The following is a 15,558-nucleotide window of genomic DNA, read 5'->3' as shown; positions in this document are numbered from 1 at the left end:
CTCAAGCTGAGCGCCTACATATGGCTTTAATGCGTAGTCGTAAGCTGGATTATAGGTTCCCACGCTCTTCAGAGATTGTCAGGCCAAGCTGAGAGAAGCGGCGCATGACCGCGCTACAGCCACGCTCAATCATGCTTGCGTTCTCGATGATGGTCTCACCCTCGGCGACCGCGCCCGCGAGGACCAGGGCCAGCCCGGCGCGCAGATCATGCGCCGTGACGGTGCTACCAGTGATGTGAGCGGGTCCCTTCACGACCGCCGCCTCTCCATCAAGTGTGATGTTCGCGCCCATTTTGACCAGCTCAGGGACGGCGGCGAAGCGCTTATCAAAGATGGTCTCACGGATATAGGAGGTGCCAGAGGCCAGGGCCGCGAGCGCCATTATCTGTGGTTGCAGGTCAGTCGCGAAGCCTGGATAAGGCCAAGTCGTCACGTTGATCGGGCGCAGTGTCTCATGGCTGCGCACATGGATGACTGGCCCGTCCTGCTCAAATTCCACGCCCATCTGTTCTAGCTTGGCGCGCGCTACCCCGAAGTGATGCAGTTGTGCTCCCACCAGCGAAATCTCGCCCCGTGTCGCAGCCGCCAGCATGGCGAACGTACCGGCATCAATCCGGTCAGGCATAATGGTATATTCCACACCAGAGAGCTCTGAGACTCCCTCAATGTGAAGAACACCAGTCCCAATGCCGCTAATACGCGCCCCCATCAGATTGAGGAAATTAGCGACATCCGCGATCTCAGGCTCCTGGGCGGCGTTCTCAATGGTCGTCGTGCCTTGTGCCAGGCAGGCTGCGACCATCAGATTCTCGGTCCCGGTATGGCTTGGGGTATCAAGGTAGAGGTAGTTCCCATGCAGGTTTCCCGCGCGGCTCATCTCAAGATGCCGCCCATTCTCGGTGAGGATCGCACCCAGGCGGGCGAAACCGCGATAATGGAAGTCAAGGCTCCGCTTACCCAGGCTACAACCGCCTACAGCCTCGATAGAAACCTTCTCCATGCGTTGGAGCAAGGGAGCCAGGAAGAGCACCGAAGCGCGGAACTGGCCTGTCAATTCCTGCGAGAGCTCGCTGGAGTGCAGGTTTGATGCGTCAATGACGAGCACCTGATCCTCTTCGTGTAGCGTAACCTTTGCTCCTAGCGAGCGCGCCAACTCGATAGCCGCGAAAACATCTCGGATGAGCGGCACGTTGCGCAGGATAGTCTGACCCCTTGCGACGAGCAGGGAAGCGGCAATAATTGGTAAGGCAGCATTCTTCGCGCCCTGCACTACGACCGAGCCCTCCAGGCGTTGCCCACCCTCGATACGATAGTGTAGGGCCTGACTGTTCAGTACCCCCTGTGGTGACTCCTTGATAAACTCTTGCGGATTGGCATCAAGCCAGTCGCAAACACGCAGGAAGGTCTCAACATCCAGCATTTTCCCGTTCTCGATGCGCGAAAGCGTCGCCGGGCTGACATTCCCGATCTCCTGTGCGATATCGCGTAAGCCGCGCTCACCACGCCGGGCGCGCAGCAGCGCCGCTAATTGTTGCGTATCTAACATGCTTCCCATTTGTCATTACCTCTTCTTCTTTGTTCAATACGTTAAACAGTGTACAATCAATAAAACAATCTGTCAATGTCTGGATTGAACTGGTCATTGCTATAGGTCGGCATGTTATTTAAGCATTGACTTAATTAAGTGAATGGTTTATAATATTGACATGGACACGTTCGTCGCTTTAGCGGACCCGACAAGAAGGACCATTCTGGAACTTCTTGCAAGCAATGGCGAGTTAACCGCCACCGCGATTTATGAGCATTTTTCGGTCAGCCCACAGGCGATTTCGCAGCACCTCAAGGTCCTACGCGAAGCCAAACTAGTGGAGATGGAGAAGCGCGCCCAAAAACACGTATACCGCCTCAATCCACAAACTCTCTCTCAATTTGAAGAGTGGGTTCAACGGACCAGGCAGAGGTGGAGCGAGCGCTTTGAGGCGCTGGATGAAGTTCTCGAAAAGGAAAAAGCGAAAGAAGCGCAAAGAAGAAGAGGAGAAGCAACACAATGACAGCGAATAAAACGACAGTCATCGCGGAACCAGGGAGACAAGAAATTCAGATTGTGCGCGAATTCGACGCGCCACGCGAGCTTGTCTTCCGAGCCTTCACCGATCCCGAATTATATGTTCAGTGGCTTGGACCACGGCAAGTAAATCTGACCCTGGAGTCCTTTGAGCCGGAGCCTAATGGTAAGTGGCGCTACCTGAATACAGACGAGAATGGTGGGGTGTATGCCTTTCATGGCGTGTATCATGAAGTGCTTGCACCTGAACTCATTATTAATACCTTTGAGTTTGAAGGGTTGCCTGAAAAGGGACATGTCTGCCTTGAGACCCTACGCTTTGAAGATCTACCCGATAACAGAACCAGGCTCACATCTCAATCCGTTTTTCAGTCAGTCACCGACCGCGATGGAATGCTTCAGAGTGGAATGGAAGATGGAACCCAGGACTCCTATGAGCGCCTTGATGACCTTTTGAAAAGGTTAGTAACGCAATGAAACATGTCCAGTCTGCTGACGGCACCAGTATAGCTTTCGATCAGTTGGGTCAGGGACCGGTAGTCATCCTCGTTCCCGGTATTTTCGAGCAACGAGCGATGGAATCTGAGACCTCGCAACTGGCACCGCAATTGGCTGAGCACTTCACGGTGTTTCACTATGATCGCCGGGGAAGGGGCGATAGCACGGATACACTGCCATACGCCGTTGAGCGCGAAATAGAAGATATTGCAGCCCTCATCGCATACGCGGGCGGGTCGGCATTTCTCTTCGGGATCTCTTCTGGCGCGGCTCTTGCCCTGGAGGCGGCCATCAAGCTTGCTGGCAAGGTACACAAACTGGGTATGTACGAGCCACCATACAATTCAGATGAAGACGCAAGGCAAGCCTGGAGAGGGTTCAGAGCGCAGCTTGCGGAGGCACTGGCGGCTGATCGGCGAGGTGACGCTGTGGGCCTTTTTATGACTCTATTAGGGGTGCCTGCCGAGCATCTTGGAGGGATGCATCAGTATCCTATGTGGCGAATGTGGGAAGCGGTGGCTCCTACTATGGCCTACGATGCTACTATCCTGGGTGAAGATGCTTCGGTTCCAGTTGAGAAGGCGGCCAGGGTAACTATCCCGACACTGATTATGGATGGTTCCGAGAGCTACCCTTTTATGCATATCACAGCTATGACGCTTGCAAGTAGTATTCCTAACGCCAAGCAGCGCACTCTGCAAGGTCAGAACCATGAGGTGAACGCGCAAGCGCTGGTACCTATGCTAAGAGCGTTTTTTACTTGATATTGATGCCTACTCTTCTTGTATAGCTCGCGTAGCTTAGAAGACCATGGCAGGTGCAAACGCACCTGCCATGGTCTTCTGATTCACATACCAAGCGCTTGAACGCGGAGATGTTGCTTCTTTTTGGGTACATGGGCAACGCTTGAGCTTCTCCTTGCTCCTTTCAGCATCTCAGGTGGTGAAGAATTCTTGTGGATCAATGAAATGGTATGAACCTTTTTGCTATATAGTTGGATACCTGACGCATCTCGCGTATGCTATAGTGAGGAGCAATCACAACTTGTAGCAAGGAGAGCGCTTATGCTAGTAGGAAAGACTATTAACCATTCTAGCGAAGTTGGACGCCATCGGGGCCGCCGCGACTCGCGCGCACCCTGGACACTCCTGATCATAGCTATTACCCTTCTTCTCTCGGCCTGTAGCTCTTCCAATACCACCGCGACTTCATCAACTCCGACCCCAACAACACAGACCACTGCCTCACCAACCTCTAAGGCCACGACCGCGCCTACCAGCGTCGACATCAAGACGAGCGTGCTGGTCAAGCATCTGGCGATTCCGTGGAGCCTCGCCTTCCTACCGGATGGACGCGCTCTGCTCGCTGAGCGTGGCGGGCGTTTGCTTACCGTCGATAAGAATGGGCAGACGCAGGAAGTGCAGCGTATCCCACAGGCGGGTGTGGGTGAGGGAGGGCTGCTTGGAATCGCTCTCTCTCCTAAATATCAGGATGATAAACTGATATATGCCTACTATTCGACGGCTACGGATAACCGTGTGGTTCGTTTCCGCCTGGGTGAGCAACCACAGGTCGTCTTGCAAGGGATACCCGTCGCTGGCAATCACGATGGCGGACGTATCGCCTTCGGACCAGATGGCATGCTGTACATCGGAACCGGAGACGCGACCAATCGCCCGAACTCGCAGAACAAACAATCGTTAGCCGGGAAGATCTTGCGGATAACCCCTGATGGCAAGATTCCCTCTGATAACCCCTTCTCGGGTAGCGCGGTCTACTCTTATGGGCATCGTAACGTTCAGGGTCTTGCCTGGGATAGCAAGGGCCAACTCTACGAAAGCGAATTCGGACAAAACGCGTTCGATGAGGTGAACAAGATCATGCCGGGCAAGAACTATGGCTGGCCCGAGGTAGAGGGCATGGGTAACGACCCGCGCTTCGTCAACCCGATTGTGACCTTCGCGACCAGCGAGGCTTCTCCAAGTGGCACGACCTTCCTCAAGCAGGGGGCTATCCCTCAGTGGGAGGGCGATCTCTTTGTGGCTAGCCTACGCGGGACGCGACTCTGGCGCATTCACTTCTCCCCCAATGGCGATGTTCTTGAGAAAGAACCTCTCCTGCAAGGGAAGTTTGGTCGTCTGCGTAATGTGGCCCAGGCACCCGACGGCTCGCTCTGGATCATTACTAGCAATCAGGATGGACGCGGCAACCCTACCGCTGATGACGACCGCCTGATTCGTCTTGGTCCCGCCTGAGTGCGTAACCATCACAATGAATCTTAGGTGTGTAAATGTTTTAGAAAAGCAGCCTGGTTGACGTTTATAAGCAGGCTGCTTTTATCACATAAACTATATAGCAGCATATACAATTATAGAAGTGGTGGACCTATGCGCACGCGGGAGCGAACCTCCTCGAATGTTTGCTTCTCGGTAGCGCCTTCCTGCCACTATGTTGCCCCGGCTTCGGCGAAGGGAAGGACGTTATCGCGATCCTGCTGGCGGTCCGTGCCCGTGGTGTTGCCCGAGGCAAGGATATCGAATGTCTGACCTCGGGTAAGATAAGGCTGCATATAGGCGCGCATATCATGGTAATCCTGGGGCGTCAAAGAGCGATTACTGGCGATAGGGCAAAGCCCGTCAAAGTGCGCGGCCCGACGGAAGGGCCTTTTGTTGGGCCAGACTCCTGCGACCCAGATAGGAATGCGTGGTTGTTGGAGCGGAGTCGGCTTGAAGCAAGCCTTTTTAAGCTGATAGTGCTTCCCTTCATAGCTAAACTCCTCGCCGCTCCAAAGGCGTGTGATGATTTCAAGCCCCTCGTCTAGCATCTCCCCATGTAAGCGGTCGTCGCCTAACTCACCGAAACAGCTAAACTCGCGAGCTAAGTCGCTACCAATGCCCACCCCTAGAATCAGGCGACCTTCCGAGAGGTGGTCGAGCGTGACTGCCTCGCGAGCGACTTTCCAGGGACGGCGGCGTGGCAGGGGCGTGACGATAGGCCCAAGCTTGATACGCTTTGTCGCCATCGCCATCGCGGCGAGCATGATCCAGGGGTCGGCAAAGTTCGCGGGCCAGTCAAGGCCAGATCCAATGTGGTCCCAGATGAAGAAGGCATCCCAACCGGCCTCCTCCGCCTCTCGGGCCAGTTCTACCATTTGGCGTACATCACCATAGATGCCCATATTTGGAGTGTTGAAGGCGAAACGCATGCGATAAATCCCCTTCTGCTCGCTAGAGTACGCTTCACGAAAATAAAGTGTACTCTAGCGAATATGACATCCTCTGTCATCTATCTGCACATGTATATGCACAGATAGGCATCATGTCGGAGTTGTGAGCACACACCACTTAGATGGGATGTTTATCCAGATCCCTAAGACTTGGAGGTCTTTCGAGATTTGCGGTTGTGCTCTCTTGTTGCTGGAGCGTTGCATTACACGAGGTCATCGCATTCACCATCACTAATCGAAGGATGATAGAAAAGAGGATGCCTGGAACTCACGAGTGAAGTGTGCTAATATAAGGAGCATCACATTCATCTCTCCAAGGCCTGATTTGGTCTGAGAGACGCTTCGCTGCTTTCTGTTCTGATCGCGCCTTGCGCGGAGTCCAAACTAGCGAAGCATTCGCTCTGGGCGATGTGGTAAGTCACCAACTTCTGGACTCTGCGGAGTCGGCTGAGGCATACTTTGTGCTCCTCAGACGAGTCCACAAAGTCTTGTATGTTGAGACATCCGTTTTCGGAAGCGGTCACAAGGATCCTTCCATAACCTCGCAGGAGGTCGATCATGCAGGGGTACTTCGAGGACAGCCAGATCCCGACGCTCTCGCTTGACGTGATCAGGGGGCTGGATGAAGATCGGCTCATGCGCATCGCTTCCACGAGCCAGAGGGACCTGCTCTCGGATGGGCAGGTCGTGGTCGTGAACGAGCGCCTGAAGGGGTACGGCGATTCTCAATCGTGGTATCAGATTTCCGGACCCAAGGGTCACCGCACCTTCGACGATGTCACGGAGTGGTGAAGACATCCCCATCGCATCACCAGACGGCGGACCCGGGGATCTCCCGGGTCCGCCCGTTTTTACCATTAGAAGGAGTGTTCATCCAAATCCTCAAGTCCTGGCCCCCTTTCAAGACCACTGACCTTACATTCTTGTTGCTGATATAACGGATGTTATAAGGGCTGGCTCTACCACTCCTCTTAAAGCCAGGGCATCCGCTCACCCATCGTTGTTGGTCGGGATTGCGTCGCTGTCGTTGTACGGTTTCCCAGCATAGCCTCTACTGACTTCTTCTTTATGAAAGAAGAAGCTTCACCCGTGTATTTTAGTTTGCTCGTTAGGCTATATGGGCCTTGACTTTCGCTAGACCAGTCGGTACAATTATAAATAATTGCTAGACCAGTCGGTACAGGAGGATACTATGGAGACAGAAGGAACACGTGCTCGTATCATCGCGACCACAGTTGAATTGATGGAGGCTCAGGGCTATCATGCGACAGGCCTAAATCAAATTCTCCAGCAAAGCGCCGCGCCTAAAGGCTCGCTCTACCATCACTTTCCAGGAGGGAAAGAAGAACTGGCCGCAGAAGCGATTTCAAGCGCCGGGCAGGCCTTTACTCACGAACTCGATGCTATCATTGGAGAAGCCACGGATGTGAACATGGCGCTCTCCTTGCTCACCACTTTTTTTCGTGAGCGCCTTCATGCTTCCCAGTTTCAAAAGGGGTGTCCGCTGGCAACTGTCACCTTAGAGATGGCGGCTACCAGCGATCCTGTACAGCATGCCTCGCGCGCTAGTTACCGCTCCTGGCTGGCACGCCTCGAACGCTTGCTGATCGCCTCTGGTTGTGAGCCTGCAAGGGCTCCTGCTAAAGCACTCTTCGCGCTCTCGGTAATAGAGGGGGCGCTTTTACTCTGTCAAGCCGAGCGCAGCACACAACCTTTAGAGCAGGTTGTGGAAGAGCTTCGGCATCTTTTCTAAGGAGATAGCGCAATCCTATGACTTTATCTAACCTTGCATCCCATCAGAAACCTCCCGCCGTTGATCCAGATCAACGGTTACATATGAAGATGATCGCTCATCATGTCTGGCAGTTGAGTAACCGCTTTCCAGACAATCTCTTCAATGTCTATTTGATCGAAGATGTGCTCATAGATGCGGCTTCGCGCTGGGATGCATCCACATTGCTCAAGCGCCTGGCTAACATCCCTCTCTCTCAGGTGGCACTGACCCATTGCCACCCCGATCACCAGGGAGCGGTCAAGCGAATTTGTACTACCAGAGGCATCCCACTTGCCTGCCCCGAAGGGGATATCGCGAGTATGGAAGGGCAAGCCCCTATGGTTCCCAGGACTGCCGCCATAAAATTGATGGAGTTGGGGTTTGCGGGCCCTGCTTATCCTGTTCAACGGAGCCTGCGCGATGGGGACGAGATTGCTGGATTTCGAGTTATCCATACTCCCGGACATACTCCGGGTCATGTGATGTACTTTCGTGAGTCTGATCGGGTGGCGATTGTAGGAGATATCTTGCGTAATAATCATCCTATTACGGGCAAAACTGGCCTGTATGAACCGCCGGTCGTCTTTACGCTGGACCCTGAAGAGAACTGGCGCTCTATTCGTAAGCTTGCGCAACTCCGTCCAACGCTTGTCTGTTTCGGGCATGGGCCAGTGCTTACTGATATGGAGCAATTTGATCAATTCGTCGCCCGACTGCCTTCTTAGGTAGAATCAAGCATGCTTGAGCTTTCGCCAATGCCATACCCTAACGCTGAATGCTTACATATCCGTGGGGTACGCCATTAGCGAAAGCTCAATGCCTAAATATAAAGAAGCTCAGAGCCTTTGATCGTTGACAGTGCTAGCGTGTGGATGAAATATCTATTCTTCCTTCTTGAAAGGAATGCTTACCGAACAGGTCACTCCATGATCCTCCGAGGAAGTGATCCAGATATGTCCTTGATGTCGCACAACAATTTCTTTGCAGATGGTGAGGCCAAGTCCCCATCCTTCTCTGTTCATGGCTTCAGCGGAGGGGGCGCGATAAAATGGTTCAAAGAAAAGGTCCTGTTGCTCCCGAGGAAGTGCGGGACCTGCGTTGTGAACTTGGAGGAGCATTGAGGACGCCTCCGTGTTTAAGGTGACGTGAATCACGCTGTGCCTGGGCGAATACTGAATGGCATTCTTTATCAGATTAGTAACAACCTGATAGAGTCTTTCGGCATCGGCTTGTAGTATGAGAGGAGCGGGCGGACCTTTCCATATCAATGTTCGCCCTGTGAAGGTCCCTTGCTCCTCTATGGCTTCCTGGCAGATAGAGCTAACATCGCATGAATTCATTCTTAATGGCATGTCTTCTGAACTTAAACCACTCAGATTGATCAAGTCCTCTACTAATGTATGCAATGTCTCGGCTCGCGCGCGAATCTTTTCAAAATGTCGCTTCCAGACAAGCATATCCAGCACAGATGTATCTTTCTGTAACCGGCGCAGAGCAAGTTGCGCCTCCCCAAGGATCGTTGTGAGTGGGGTCCTTAGTTCGTGCGCGGCCCGTATGAGAAACTGGTCCTTAAGATGGCTGGCTCGCTCCAATTGTTGATTTGCTACTTCGAGGTCTCGCGCGTAGGTGTGCATCTTATGTTCGGCGGCGAGGGCGCGTCTGTATTGCACATGATGTTGAGCCGCGAGCAGCGCAATCGCGAATTGCGCGATGACGAAAGGGGCGAGGTATTTGAAATCATTCCAAAGAGGCGAGGTTAGTAAATCGTATTGAGGAACGACGAAGATATTGAAGGCAAAGAAGCCTAAAGCCACGGTAAATAATGCAGGACCAACTCCCCAGATAAATCCAGCAACGACTGTGACAAAGCAAAATGGCGTCCACATAAAGTGCGGGGTCCTGACAATGAGGTTGAAGATCGTGCTTAATAAAACAAGAAATAGTCCAACTATATAGCCCAGGTAATGCTGTTGCCACCAGGGGGAAGTGTATGTGTGTGCGTCATGGCGGCAAAGGTACTGGCTTTCTTTTTTGTGGTATAGCATAGATACCTCTCGCAGCCCCTAATCCTGTCAACCTACTCGCGAGCTTTCTCTTTTTACTCTACACTCCTTGCAAATCACAACAGATTGAGGATGAGACAAATCTAGCCTGGACTGCAAATCACGGGATGGAAGAGGTGGTTTGGGTACCCTTGCCAAGCGCTATTATTCCAGGCAGGATGGTCGCGGCAAGAATGATGGCACCACCGAGCAATGTGAGGGGTGTGGGAATATCATGGAGCAGGAGCAGCCCGAAGACGATTCCCCACACAGGTTCGAGGCTAGCTAACAGGCTCGCAGTCTGCGCGGTAATCGTCCGCATGCTGGTAATAAAAAGGGTGTGTGCGAGAGCGGTGCAGATCATACCAATGAGGAGCAGGATGACGAGTCCGCGAGGCGTCCAGAGGGCGCTTGTGTTGTTTAGAAAGAGAGTGGGAGTAAGGACAAGCGCGGCGATTCCGTTTTGATAAAGGCTAATCATCTGGCTGGGGTAAGTTCGCCCAAGCCAGAGATTCGTGACGGAGAGTAGGGCGAACGTCGCGCCCGAAAGCACCCCCCATGCAACCCCCAGTGTTGTGCTATTTTCCAGCGTAAAAGATGGCACAAGCAGGTAAATGCCAACCAGGATGAGGAGCGCGGCGACAATCTGCACATGGCTGGGACGCCGTCGCAGGAGCAGAGGTTCGAGTGCGGCGGTGAAGAGGGGGAAGCTAGAGAAGGAGAGCAGGCCGATAGCGACGTTAGAGACGTTGATGGACTGGAAAAAGGCCACCCAGTGTAGCGCCAGGAGCGCTCCCTGCCCAAGTAATAACCAGCCGTCGCGCGTCCGAAGCGGACGCAGTGGGACGCGCCATAGCCAGCAGGTAAGTAACAGCACCAATGTGGCGAAAAAGGCCCGCCCAAAGACTATAAGCGGGGCGGGTAGTTCGCTAAGCTTTCCCAGAACCCCAGCCATGCCAAAGAAGAGTACGGCGATATTCGCGAAGAGCAATCCTTGCAGGGGTTTGTCGCGTGTGGGCATCCGGTCTCTCTTTCCTCTCTGCTTGCCGTTGCGTGTGTGGTGTTGTCAGTTAAAGACCGATGATACCTGATCCCATGCCTATTTGCAAGCCACAAATAGTCCAAGCATTCTGGTTGCCTCGGGCAAAGCTCACGGCTGAAACCCGCCAGACTTCTACCCTTATCTGATCTATACTGGTGCTCAATACAAATATGAGGGAGCGCGAACGATGCATACAGTAATTGAACCGAACATTCTTTACTTTGGAACACCAGTTGTACTTATCAGCACTATAAATGAAGATGGCTCGCCCAACCTGGCTCCTATGTCGTCTGCCTGGTGGCTAAACGATGTGTGCATGCTTGGGATGGGTACACGCTCGAAGACAGTTGAGAATTTGAGGCGTGAGCGGGAGTGTGTTTTGAATCTACCATCGGCGGATCTGGTAGGGGCCGTGGACAAGCTCGCTCTCTTGACAGGTAAGAATCCGGTACCTGAGCGCAAGGCGGCACAAGGCTATCGCTACGAGCCTGACAAGTTTGGCGCGGCGGGATTGACAGCCGTACCCTCCGATTTAGTCCGGGCTCCGCGCGCACTAGAATGCCCGGTCCAGTTAGAAGCGCGCATTCAAAACATACGCCATCTGGGGGATGAGGATAGCCATCTAGCAGGGATTGAGGCGGTTGTGACACGCGTCCATATTGAGGAACGCTTATTGATGGCAGGAGAGAAGCATTATATTGATCCTGAGAAGTGGAGCCCCCTCATTATGAACTTCTGCGAGTTCTTTGGCCTGAGCGGAAAGCTCCATCCCTCAAGATTGGCCCCCGTCTTCGGACCACCTCAGAAGAGTGTACTCAACCAACGTTAAGCGCCCTCGCGCCCATATGTAGGCACTCAGCTTTAGCGAGCGCCTTGCCCTTCAAGCAAAACATCGGAGGAAAGTGGCAATTCGGCTTCAATGGTTGTGCCCTCTCCCTGAGCGGAATGGAGCGCGAGGTGCCCGCCAATGGCTTCTATGCGTTCCCGCATCCCTCGCAATCCATAGTGTCCCCTGGGGCTACTATATGTCAGGCGACCATCTGGCTGCGTCTGGCACAATGCGGGAGGAAAACCAATCCCATCGTCGCTGATGTGTAGCACTAACTTCTGGCCCCGCTGGCTAATACGCATATGCACCTGTTGGGCATGGGCATGTTTTTCGATGTTTGTGAAAGCTTCCTGGCTTACCTTCCAGATGGTCTCTTCGAGTGCTTCAGGGAGCCGATCAATAGTGTCCTCAAAGGTATATTCGACGTGGAGACTGGTGCGCTGGGCTAGCTCCGTGGTCGCGCGAGAAAGCGCCTGATCGATTGGTTCATGCTCTAACGTCGGTGTGCGTAGGTTGGCGATAGAGGAACGCAAGGCCGTCATAGTCTCGCGCGCGATCTGCTTGGTAGATTCCATTTCGCGGTCGCAGCGTTCGGGATCACGCTCGCGGAGTCGCTGAGCGGCTTCCAGCTTGACGGAGATCAGCACCAGAGCGTGCCCGATGGTATCATGCATCTCGCGTGCCAGCCGGGTACGTTCTCGCAAGATCGCAAGTTCCTGCTCCTGAACAACCGATTGCCCGAGCTGGCGATGCGCTTCCTCTAGCTCGCCGTTCGCCTGGGTAAGTTGTTGGAAGAGGCTATTGCGCTCAAAGCGCTCCCTGATTAAATGCTGAAAGAGTGAGTTAAAGCCGGTTATACTGAGGAGTGATAGCGCCTGACCCGCGATGCTCACAAGCGCGTCGCTATTGAGCGGCCATACGAGAATGCCCTGAAAGGCGAAGAGTGTGAGGCCCATGATACTCACGGCAAGCCAGAGATAAGCCCCTTCAAATAAACCAAATCCCAGAGCAAAGAGCACATATAAATCCCAAGCAAAGAAGGGATTGATGAGCGCCAGAAGAGTCACGACGAGATACATGCTAACCCAGAGGGTTACAGAGTAGGGAAAGGGTGGCGGCCAGTTAAATTTGATGCTCATGCGGAACTGGGCAGCATAGATCAGGAATGCTAGAGCTGAAAGCGTGATAATGGCGAAACCACGCCAGTTGTGCATATATTCCTGGTTGCTCGACAGAAAGGCCGTGGTTATGACAACAAGATAGAGAGTGATCAAGATCGTGAACAGCGTAATGATACGTCTGGAGAAGCGAAAGAAGCGTGCATTATCTTTCTCTACATCGAAATGCGCTGACATAATTTGCCTCCTCCACTAGAGTAATTTTCGCTGTCGTGCCAGATAAACAGCCTGGGTGCGATTCTCAGTGTGTAGTTTGCTCAAGATATTCGAGACATGATTTTTGACGGTCCCCTCAGCCAGGACGAGCTTCTCGGCGATCCTGCGATTGCTGGCACCTTCCGCCAGTAGCTTGAGGATCTCTATTTCCCGTGGACTTAGCTCTTCTTGCTGCTTGGTGTTAGAAGCTCGACCCTTGCGCCCAAAATCCATCAGTAGTTTATTGGCGATCTTGGGTTGGATGGAGGCTTCGCCAGCATACACCTGGCGAATGGTCGCGACCAGTTCATCGGCGGGTACGTCTTTGAGGAGATAACCCATCGCGCCAGCTTTGATGGCGTCATAGACATAATCTTCATAATCAAAGGTCGTGAGAATGATCACCCGCGCGCCCGCGTCGCTGGTTGTGAGGACGGCAGTGGCCTGCACTCCGCTCATACGTGGCATTTGAACATCCATGAGCACGATATCGGGACCCAGGCCCTGATCGCGGAGTGTATTGTACTGGCTGACCGCCTCTTCTCCATCGGCGGCCTCACCTACGACCTGTAAACCCTGCTCAAGTTCCAGGATGGTGCGTAGCCCCTGGCGCATAAGGGTCTGGTCTTCACAGAGCAGGATACGAATGGTGTCGGTCATGGATACTTCTTCTCCTCAAGCTAGAGGCCCGGTGCAGGCGCTGTGTTATGGATGACAAGCGCAGGCTAAAACGTTGCGCCTACATATATGGCAATAATTGAAGGGCGCTGTGTTATTGCATTCATTATGACTGTACAGCGCTCAGCCTGTCAACGATTGTGGTTTGCTCACTCCCCGCGTCGCGAAAGAGTGACGCGGGGAGTAATGTGTAGTACAGGTGCGGTTACTTCACTACGGCGGTCTTCTGCTGGAAGCTGAAGAGGCGTAGGGAGAGCGCGAGACAAATCAGGCCATAGACCAGTAGCCCCAGGATGTCTGGTAGGACCTCCATAAAGCTCTTGCCGAGGATCATTGAACCGTTGAGTCCCTCCATAGCCCAGGCGGTGATACCGATCTTCGCTAGCTGCTGAAGCCAGGTTGGCTCCAGGAAGAGGGGCCACCACGCGCCACCGATAGCCGATGTGACGAGTACGACCAGGCTGACCACCGGGTTGATCTGGGCGCGCGTCCTGACCACAGAGACGAGCAGCATTCCCAGCCCTGTCGCGGCAAAACTGGTGCTCATCAAGAGCAGACTTACCGCTAACCAATCATTAATATGGACCTTGAATATGAAGTAGCCGACAATAAAGATGATAGAGAGCTGTGCCATGGTGACAATCCATTGCGCGAGCATCTTGCCACCTAACAGCGCGTATTTCTGGATCGGTGCGATCAATAAGCGCCGGAAGGTTCCATCCTCCTTCTCTTGCAGAATTGTGGCGGCGACGGCGTTGAGGCCGAAGAGCGAGAAGAAGATAGCGTATCCTGGAAGCGCCTGGTCGAATGGTCCGACCGTAATGATCTTGCCAGCGGTTAGAGTTTGCGTGGCCTGATCTGACTCGGTTGCAGCCTTCGCGACCGCTGCGCTAATTGCAGCTGGGTCGATGGTATTGGGCGCGCAGCGGTTCCCTGACTGCTGGCAGACCTGCTGAACCTGACCAACTCCGGCGCTCCCAACCAGTTGGGCCTGGACGACTCTATTGACAATATTCTGGACGACCGTGACGCGCAGGTCATTGGAGTTGGGTAACGTGTAGATCTGTACCAGATTCTTTGGTGTGACGCTCTGTTGTAGATTGTTGAGTAGTGTCTGACTGGCCCCTGTAGGAATTACAATCCCGACATTAGCGGCGTTGTCCGAAGCTGAGACCTGCTGTTTCACTTCCTCTGGTGAAGCATACTCGTTGACGTTAATAACTAGCTGGCTGGTATTGATTTTAAGTGCGTTGATGATGGACTTGCCAAGGAAGGCGTCTTGCGCCGTCTCCTGATTGTTGAGCGCGACCTTGATCTGAATCTGGCTGCTTCCATCGCCATAGAAGCTACCGAAGGCAAAGCCCACAACCGAGATGAGGATCAGGGGCACAATGAGCATGAATATCAGCCCGTTCCTATCTCTCGTTATTTGTAGCAGATCTTTCTTAGTGATATACCAGAGTGTTTTCATATAATTCCTCAAAAAAGACTCTTCTGTCTCACTCAAGCCTGTAGCAGCTCGCTACAGGCTTGAGCCCCCATATGTAGGCGCTGGGATATAGCAAGTGTCATGCTCACTGCGAAGCGCGCTTATCGCTTGCGTGTCAGAGTTGTGAACATGGTAATAACGATAATGGCGGAGACGATATGCATCAGGATCATGGTCCAGAAAATCGACAAGTTCATGCCTGGGGCGGGAATCTGCCCTGTCAGGGCCATGACGGGACTGAGCAATGAGAGACATAGCACGACAATTGCCAGGATGCGGTAGACGCGGATCGGGCGTCGCGCGATGCGCCCAACCAGGATAAAGGCGAGCAAAGCTACCAATAAGAAGACGATAGTGCTACCGATGATAGAAGGAGCCTGCAAGAACTGAAAAGACTCAGGCACGCCCAGGAGCGAGACGCCAATGGCGCGTATGATAAGATTGGCAATGGCGGTGACAACGATGGTGAGCGGTCCAACCCACCAGAGCTTGCGTAGAGCTACCTGTTCTACGGTTTGTGTTGCTTCCATACAATGTTTCTC

Annotated in this window: 16 protein-coding genes; 8 read left to right on the top strand and 8 right to left on the bottom strand. The window is 53.3% G+C overall.

What is annotated here, in order from left to right; all coding sequences use genetic code 11:
- Positions 1-49 precede the first annotated feature (49 nt).
- Positions 50-1,555: a UDP-N-acetylglucosamine 1-carboxyvinyltransferase gene (gene murA / locus K3T82_RS19580; protein ID WP_220195244.1), complete on the bottom strand. Its 1,506-nt coding sequence runs from the start codon at positions 1,553-1,555 to the stop codon at positions 50-52.
- Between the two features lie 151 nt (positions 1,556-1,706).
- Here murA and K3T82_RS19575 point away from each other — a divergent pair, with 151 nt between their 5' ends.
- From K3T82_RS19575 to K3T82_RS19560, 4 genes are all read left to right on the top strand, one after another.
- Positions 1,707-2,051, top strand: a complete 345-nt coding sequence (locus K3T82_RS19575) for a metalloregulator ArsR/SmtB family transcription factor (protein ID WP_236031389.1) — start codon at positions 1,707-1,709, stop codon at positions 2,049-2,051.
- Complete coding sequence (locus tag K3T82_RS19570) at positions 2,048-2,542, top strand: SRPBCC family protein (protein ID WP_220195242.1); 495 nt, start codon at positions 2,048-2,050, stop codon at positions 2,540-2,542. The genes K3T82_RS19575 and K3T82_RS19570 overlap by 4 nt, the downstream gene beginning before the upstream one ends.
- Positions 2,539-3,327: an alpha/beta fold hydrolase gene (locus K3T82_RS19565; protein ID WP_220195241.1), complete on the top strand. Its 789-nt coding sequence runs from the start codon at positions 2,539-2,541 to the stop codon at positions 3,325-3,327. Before K3T82_RS19570 ends, K3T82_RS19565 begins: the two co-directional genes overlap by 4 nt.
- A gap of 300 nt (positions 3,328-3,627) precedes the next feature.
- Positions 3,628-4,818 (top strand): PQQ-dependent sugar dehydrogenase, encoded by a 1,191-nt coding sequence (locus K3T82_RS19560; RefSeq protein WP_220195240.1) that lies wholly within the window; start codon positions 3,628-3,630, stop codon positions 4,816-4,818.
- 191 nt (positions 4,819-5,009) lie between these two features.
- Here K3T82_RS19560 and K3T82_RS19555 read toward each other — a convergent pair whose 3' ends face one another.
- The gene (locus tag K3T82_RS19555) at positions 5,010-5,768 is read right to left on the bottom strand and encodes an LLM class flavin-dependent oxidoreductase (protein ID WP_220195239.1); all 759 of its coding nucleotides are present in this window, start codon (positions 5,766-5,768) and stop codon (positions 5,010-5,012) included.
- A 657-nt stretch (positions 5,769-6,425) separates the two neighbouring features.
- Here K3T82_RS19555 and K3T82_RS19550 point away from each other — a divergent pair.
- The 3 genes from K3T82_RS19550 to K3T82_RS19540 all read left to right on the top strand — a co-directional run bounded on the left by K3T82_RS19550 (position 6,426) and on the right by K3T82_RS19540 (position 8,288).
- Complete coding sequence (locus tag K3T82_RS19550; RefSeq protein ID WP_220195238.1) at positions 6,426-6,581, top strand: hypothetical protein; 156 nt, start codon at positions 6,426-6,428, stop codon at positions 6,579-6,581.
- A 400-nt stretch (positions 6,582-6,981) separates the two neighbouring features.
- Positions 6,982-7,542: a TetR/AcrR family transcriptional regulator gene (locus K3T82_RS19545; RefSeq protein ID WP_220195237.1), complete on the top strand. Its 561-nt coding sequence runs from the start codon at positions 6,982-6,984 to the stop codon at positions 7,540-7,542.
- A gap of 17 nt (positions 7,543-7,559) precedes the next feature.
- On the top strand, positions 7,560-8,288 hold the full coding sequence (locus K3T82_RS19540; protein ID WP_220195236.1) for an MBL fold metallo-hydrolase: 729 nt from the start codon (positions 7,560-7,562) through the stop codon (positions 8,286-8,288).
- Between the two features lie 156 nt (positions 8,289-8,444).
- Here K3T82_RS19540 and K3T82_RS19535 read toward each other — a convergent pair whose 3' ends face one another.
- Positions 8,445-9,449, bottom strand: coding sequence for an ATP-binding protein (locus tag K3T82_RS19535; RefSeq protein ID WP_220195235.1), 1,005 nt, complete (start codon positions 9,447-9,449; stop codon positions 8,445-8,447).
- Between the two features lie 277 nt (positions 9,450-9,726).
- Positions 9,727-10,626 carry a DMT family transporter gene (locus tag K3T82_RS19530; protein WP_220195234.1) on the bottom strand — a complete coding sequence of 300 codons (900 nt, stop codon included), beginning with the start codon at positions 10,624-10,626 and terminating at the stop codon, positions 9,727-9,729.
- Between the two features lie 208 nt (positions 10,627-10,834).
- On the opposite strand from K3T82_RS19530, the gene K3T82_RS19525 reads away from it, so the two are divergent.
- Positions 10,835-11,476: a flavin reductase family protein gene (locus tag K3T82_RS19525; RefSeq protein ID WP_220195233.1), complete on the top strand. Its 642-nt coding sequence runs from the start codon at positions 10,835-10,837 to the stop codon at positions 11,474-11,476.
- A 32-nt stretch (positions 11,477-11,508) separates the two neighbouring features.
- Here the strand turns inward: K3T82_RS19525 and K3T82_RS19520 are convergent, their stop codons facing one another.
- The 4 genes from K3T82_RS19520 to K3T82_RS19505 all read right to left on the bottom strand — a co-directional run bounded on the left by K3T82_RS19520 (position 11,509) and on the right by K3T82_RS19505 (position 15,546).
- Positions 11,509-12,831, bottom strand: coding sequence for a sensor histidine kinase (locus K3T82_RS19520; protein ID WP_220195232.1), 1,323 nt, complete (start codon positions 12,829-12,831; stop codon positions 11,509-11,511).
- 15 nt (positions 12,832-12,846) lie between these two features.
- Positions 12,847-13,509, bottom strand: a complete 663-nt coding sequence (locus K3T82_RS19515) for a response regulator (RefSeq protein ID WP_220195231.1) — start codon at positions 13,507-13,509, stop codon at positions 12,847-12,849.
- A 223-nt stretch (positions 13,510-13,732) separates the two neighbouring features.
- Positions 13,733-14,998, bottom strand: coding sequence for an ABC transporter permease (locus K3T82_RS19510; protein ID WP_220195230.1), 1,266 nt, complete (start codon positions 14,996-14,998; stop codon positions 13,733-13,735).
- A 119-nt stretch (positions 14,999-15,117) separates the two neighbouring features.
- Complete coding sequence (locus K3T82_RS19505; protein WP_220195229.1) at positions 15,118-15,546, bottom strand: DUF6069 family protein; 429 nt, start codon at positions 15,544-15,546, stop codon at positions 15,118-15,120.
- Positions 15,547-15,558 lie beyond the last annotated feature (12 nt).

The organism is Ktedonospora formicarum (assembly GCF_016587355.1).
GTDB lineage: Bacteria > Chloroflexota > Ktedonobacteria > Ktedonobacterales > Ktedonobacteraceae > Ktedonobacter > Ktedonobacter formicarum.
This window is presented reverse-complemented; position numbering and strand designations above follow the sequence as displayed.

What these genes read in the sequence shown, in the direction of transcription:
- murA (WP_220195244.1), bottom strand. Translation starts at nt 1,555, where the DNA reads ATGGGAAGCATGTTAGATACGCAACAATTAGCGGCGCTGCTGCGCGCC.
- K3T82_RS19575 (WP_236031389.1), top strand. Translation starts at nt 1,707, where the DNA reads ATGGACACGTTCGTCGCTTTAGCGGACCCGACAAGAAGGACCATTCTG.
- K3T82_RS19570 (WP_220195242.1), top strand. Translation starts at nt 2,048, where the DNA reads ATGACAGCGAATAAAACGACAGTCATCGCGGAACCAGGGAGACAAGAA.
- K3T82_RS19565 (WP_220195241.1), top strand. Translation starts at nt 2,539, where the DNA reads ATGAAACATGTCCAGTCTGCTGACGGCACCAGTATAGCTTTCGATCAG.
- K3T82_RS19560 (WP_220195240.1), top strand. Translation starts at nt 3,628, where the DNA reads ATGCTAGTAGGAAAGACTATTAACCATTCTAGCGAAGTTGGACGCCAT.
- K3T82_RS19555 (WP_220195239.1), bottom strand. Translation starts at nt 5,768, where the DNA reads ATGCGTTTCGCCTTCAACACTCCAAATATGGGCATCTATGGTGATGTA.
- K3T82_RS19550 (WP_220195238.1), top strand. Translation starts at nt 6,426, where the DNA reads ATGCGCATCGCTTCCACGAGCCAGAGGGACCTGCTCTCGGATGGGCAG.
- K3T82_RS19545 (WP_220195237.1), top strand. Translation starts at nt 6,982, where the DNA reads ATGGAGACAGAAGGAACACGTGCTCGTATCATCGCGACCACAGTTGAA.
- K3T82_RS19540 (WP_220195236.1), top strand. Translation starts at nt 7,560, where the DNA reads ATGACTTTATCTAACCTTGCATCCCATCAGAAACCTCCCGCCGTTGAT.
- K3T82_RS19535 (WP_220195235.1), bottom strand. Translation starts at nt 9,449, where the DNA reads ATGTGGACGCCATTTTGCTTTGTCACAGTCGTTGCTGGATTTATCTGG.
- K3T82_RS19530 (WP_220195234.1), bottom strand. Translation starts at nt 10,626, where the DNA reads ATGCCCACACGCGACAAACCCCTGCAAGGATTGCTCTTCGCGAATATC.
- K3T82_RS19525 (WP_220195233.1), top strand. Translation starts at nt 10,835, where the DNA reads ATGCATACAGTAATTGAACCGAACATTCTTTACTTTGGAACACCAGTT.
- K3T82_RS19520 (WP_220195232.1), bottom strand. Translation starts at nt 12,831, where the DNA reads ATGTCAGCGCATTTCGATGTAGAGAAAGATAATGCACGCTTCTTTCGC.
- K3T82_RS19515 (WP_220195231.1), bottom strand. Translation starts at nt 13,509, where the DNA reads ATGACCGACACCATTCGTATCCTGCTCTGTGAAGACCAGACCCTTATG.
- K3T82_RS19510 (WP_220195230.1), bottom strand. Translation starts at nt 14,998, where the DNA reads ATGAAAACACTCTGGTATATCACTAAGAAAGATCTGCTACAAATAACG.
- K3T82_RS19505 (WP_220195229.1), bottom strand. Translation starts at nt 15,546, where the DNA reads ATGGAAGCAACACAAACCGTAGAACAGGTAGCTCTACGCAAGCTCTGG.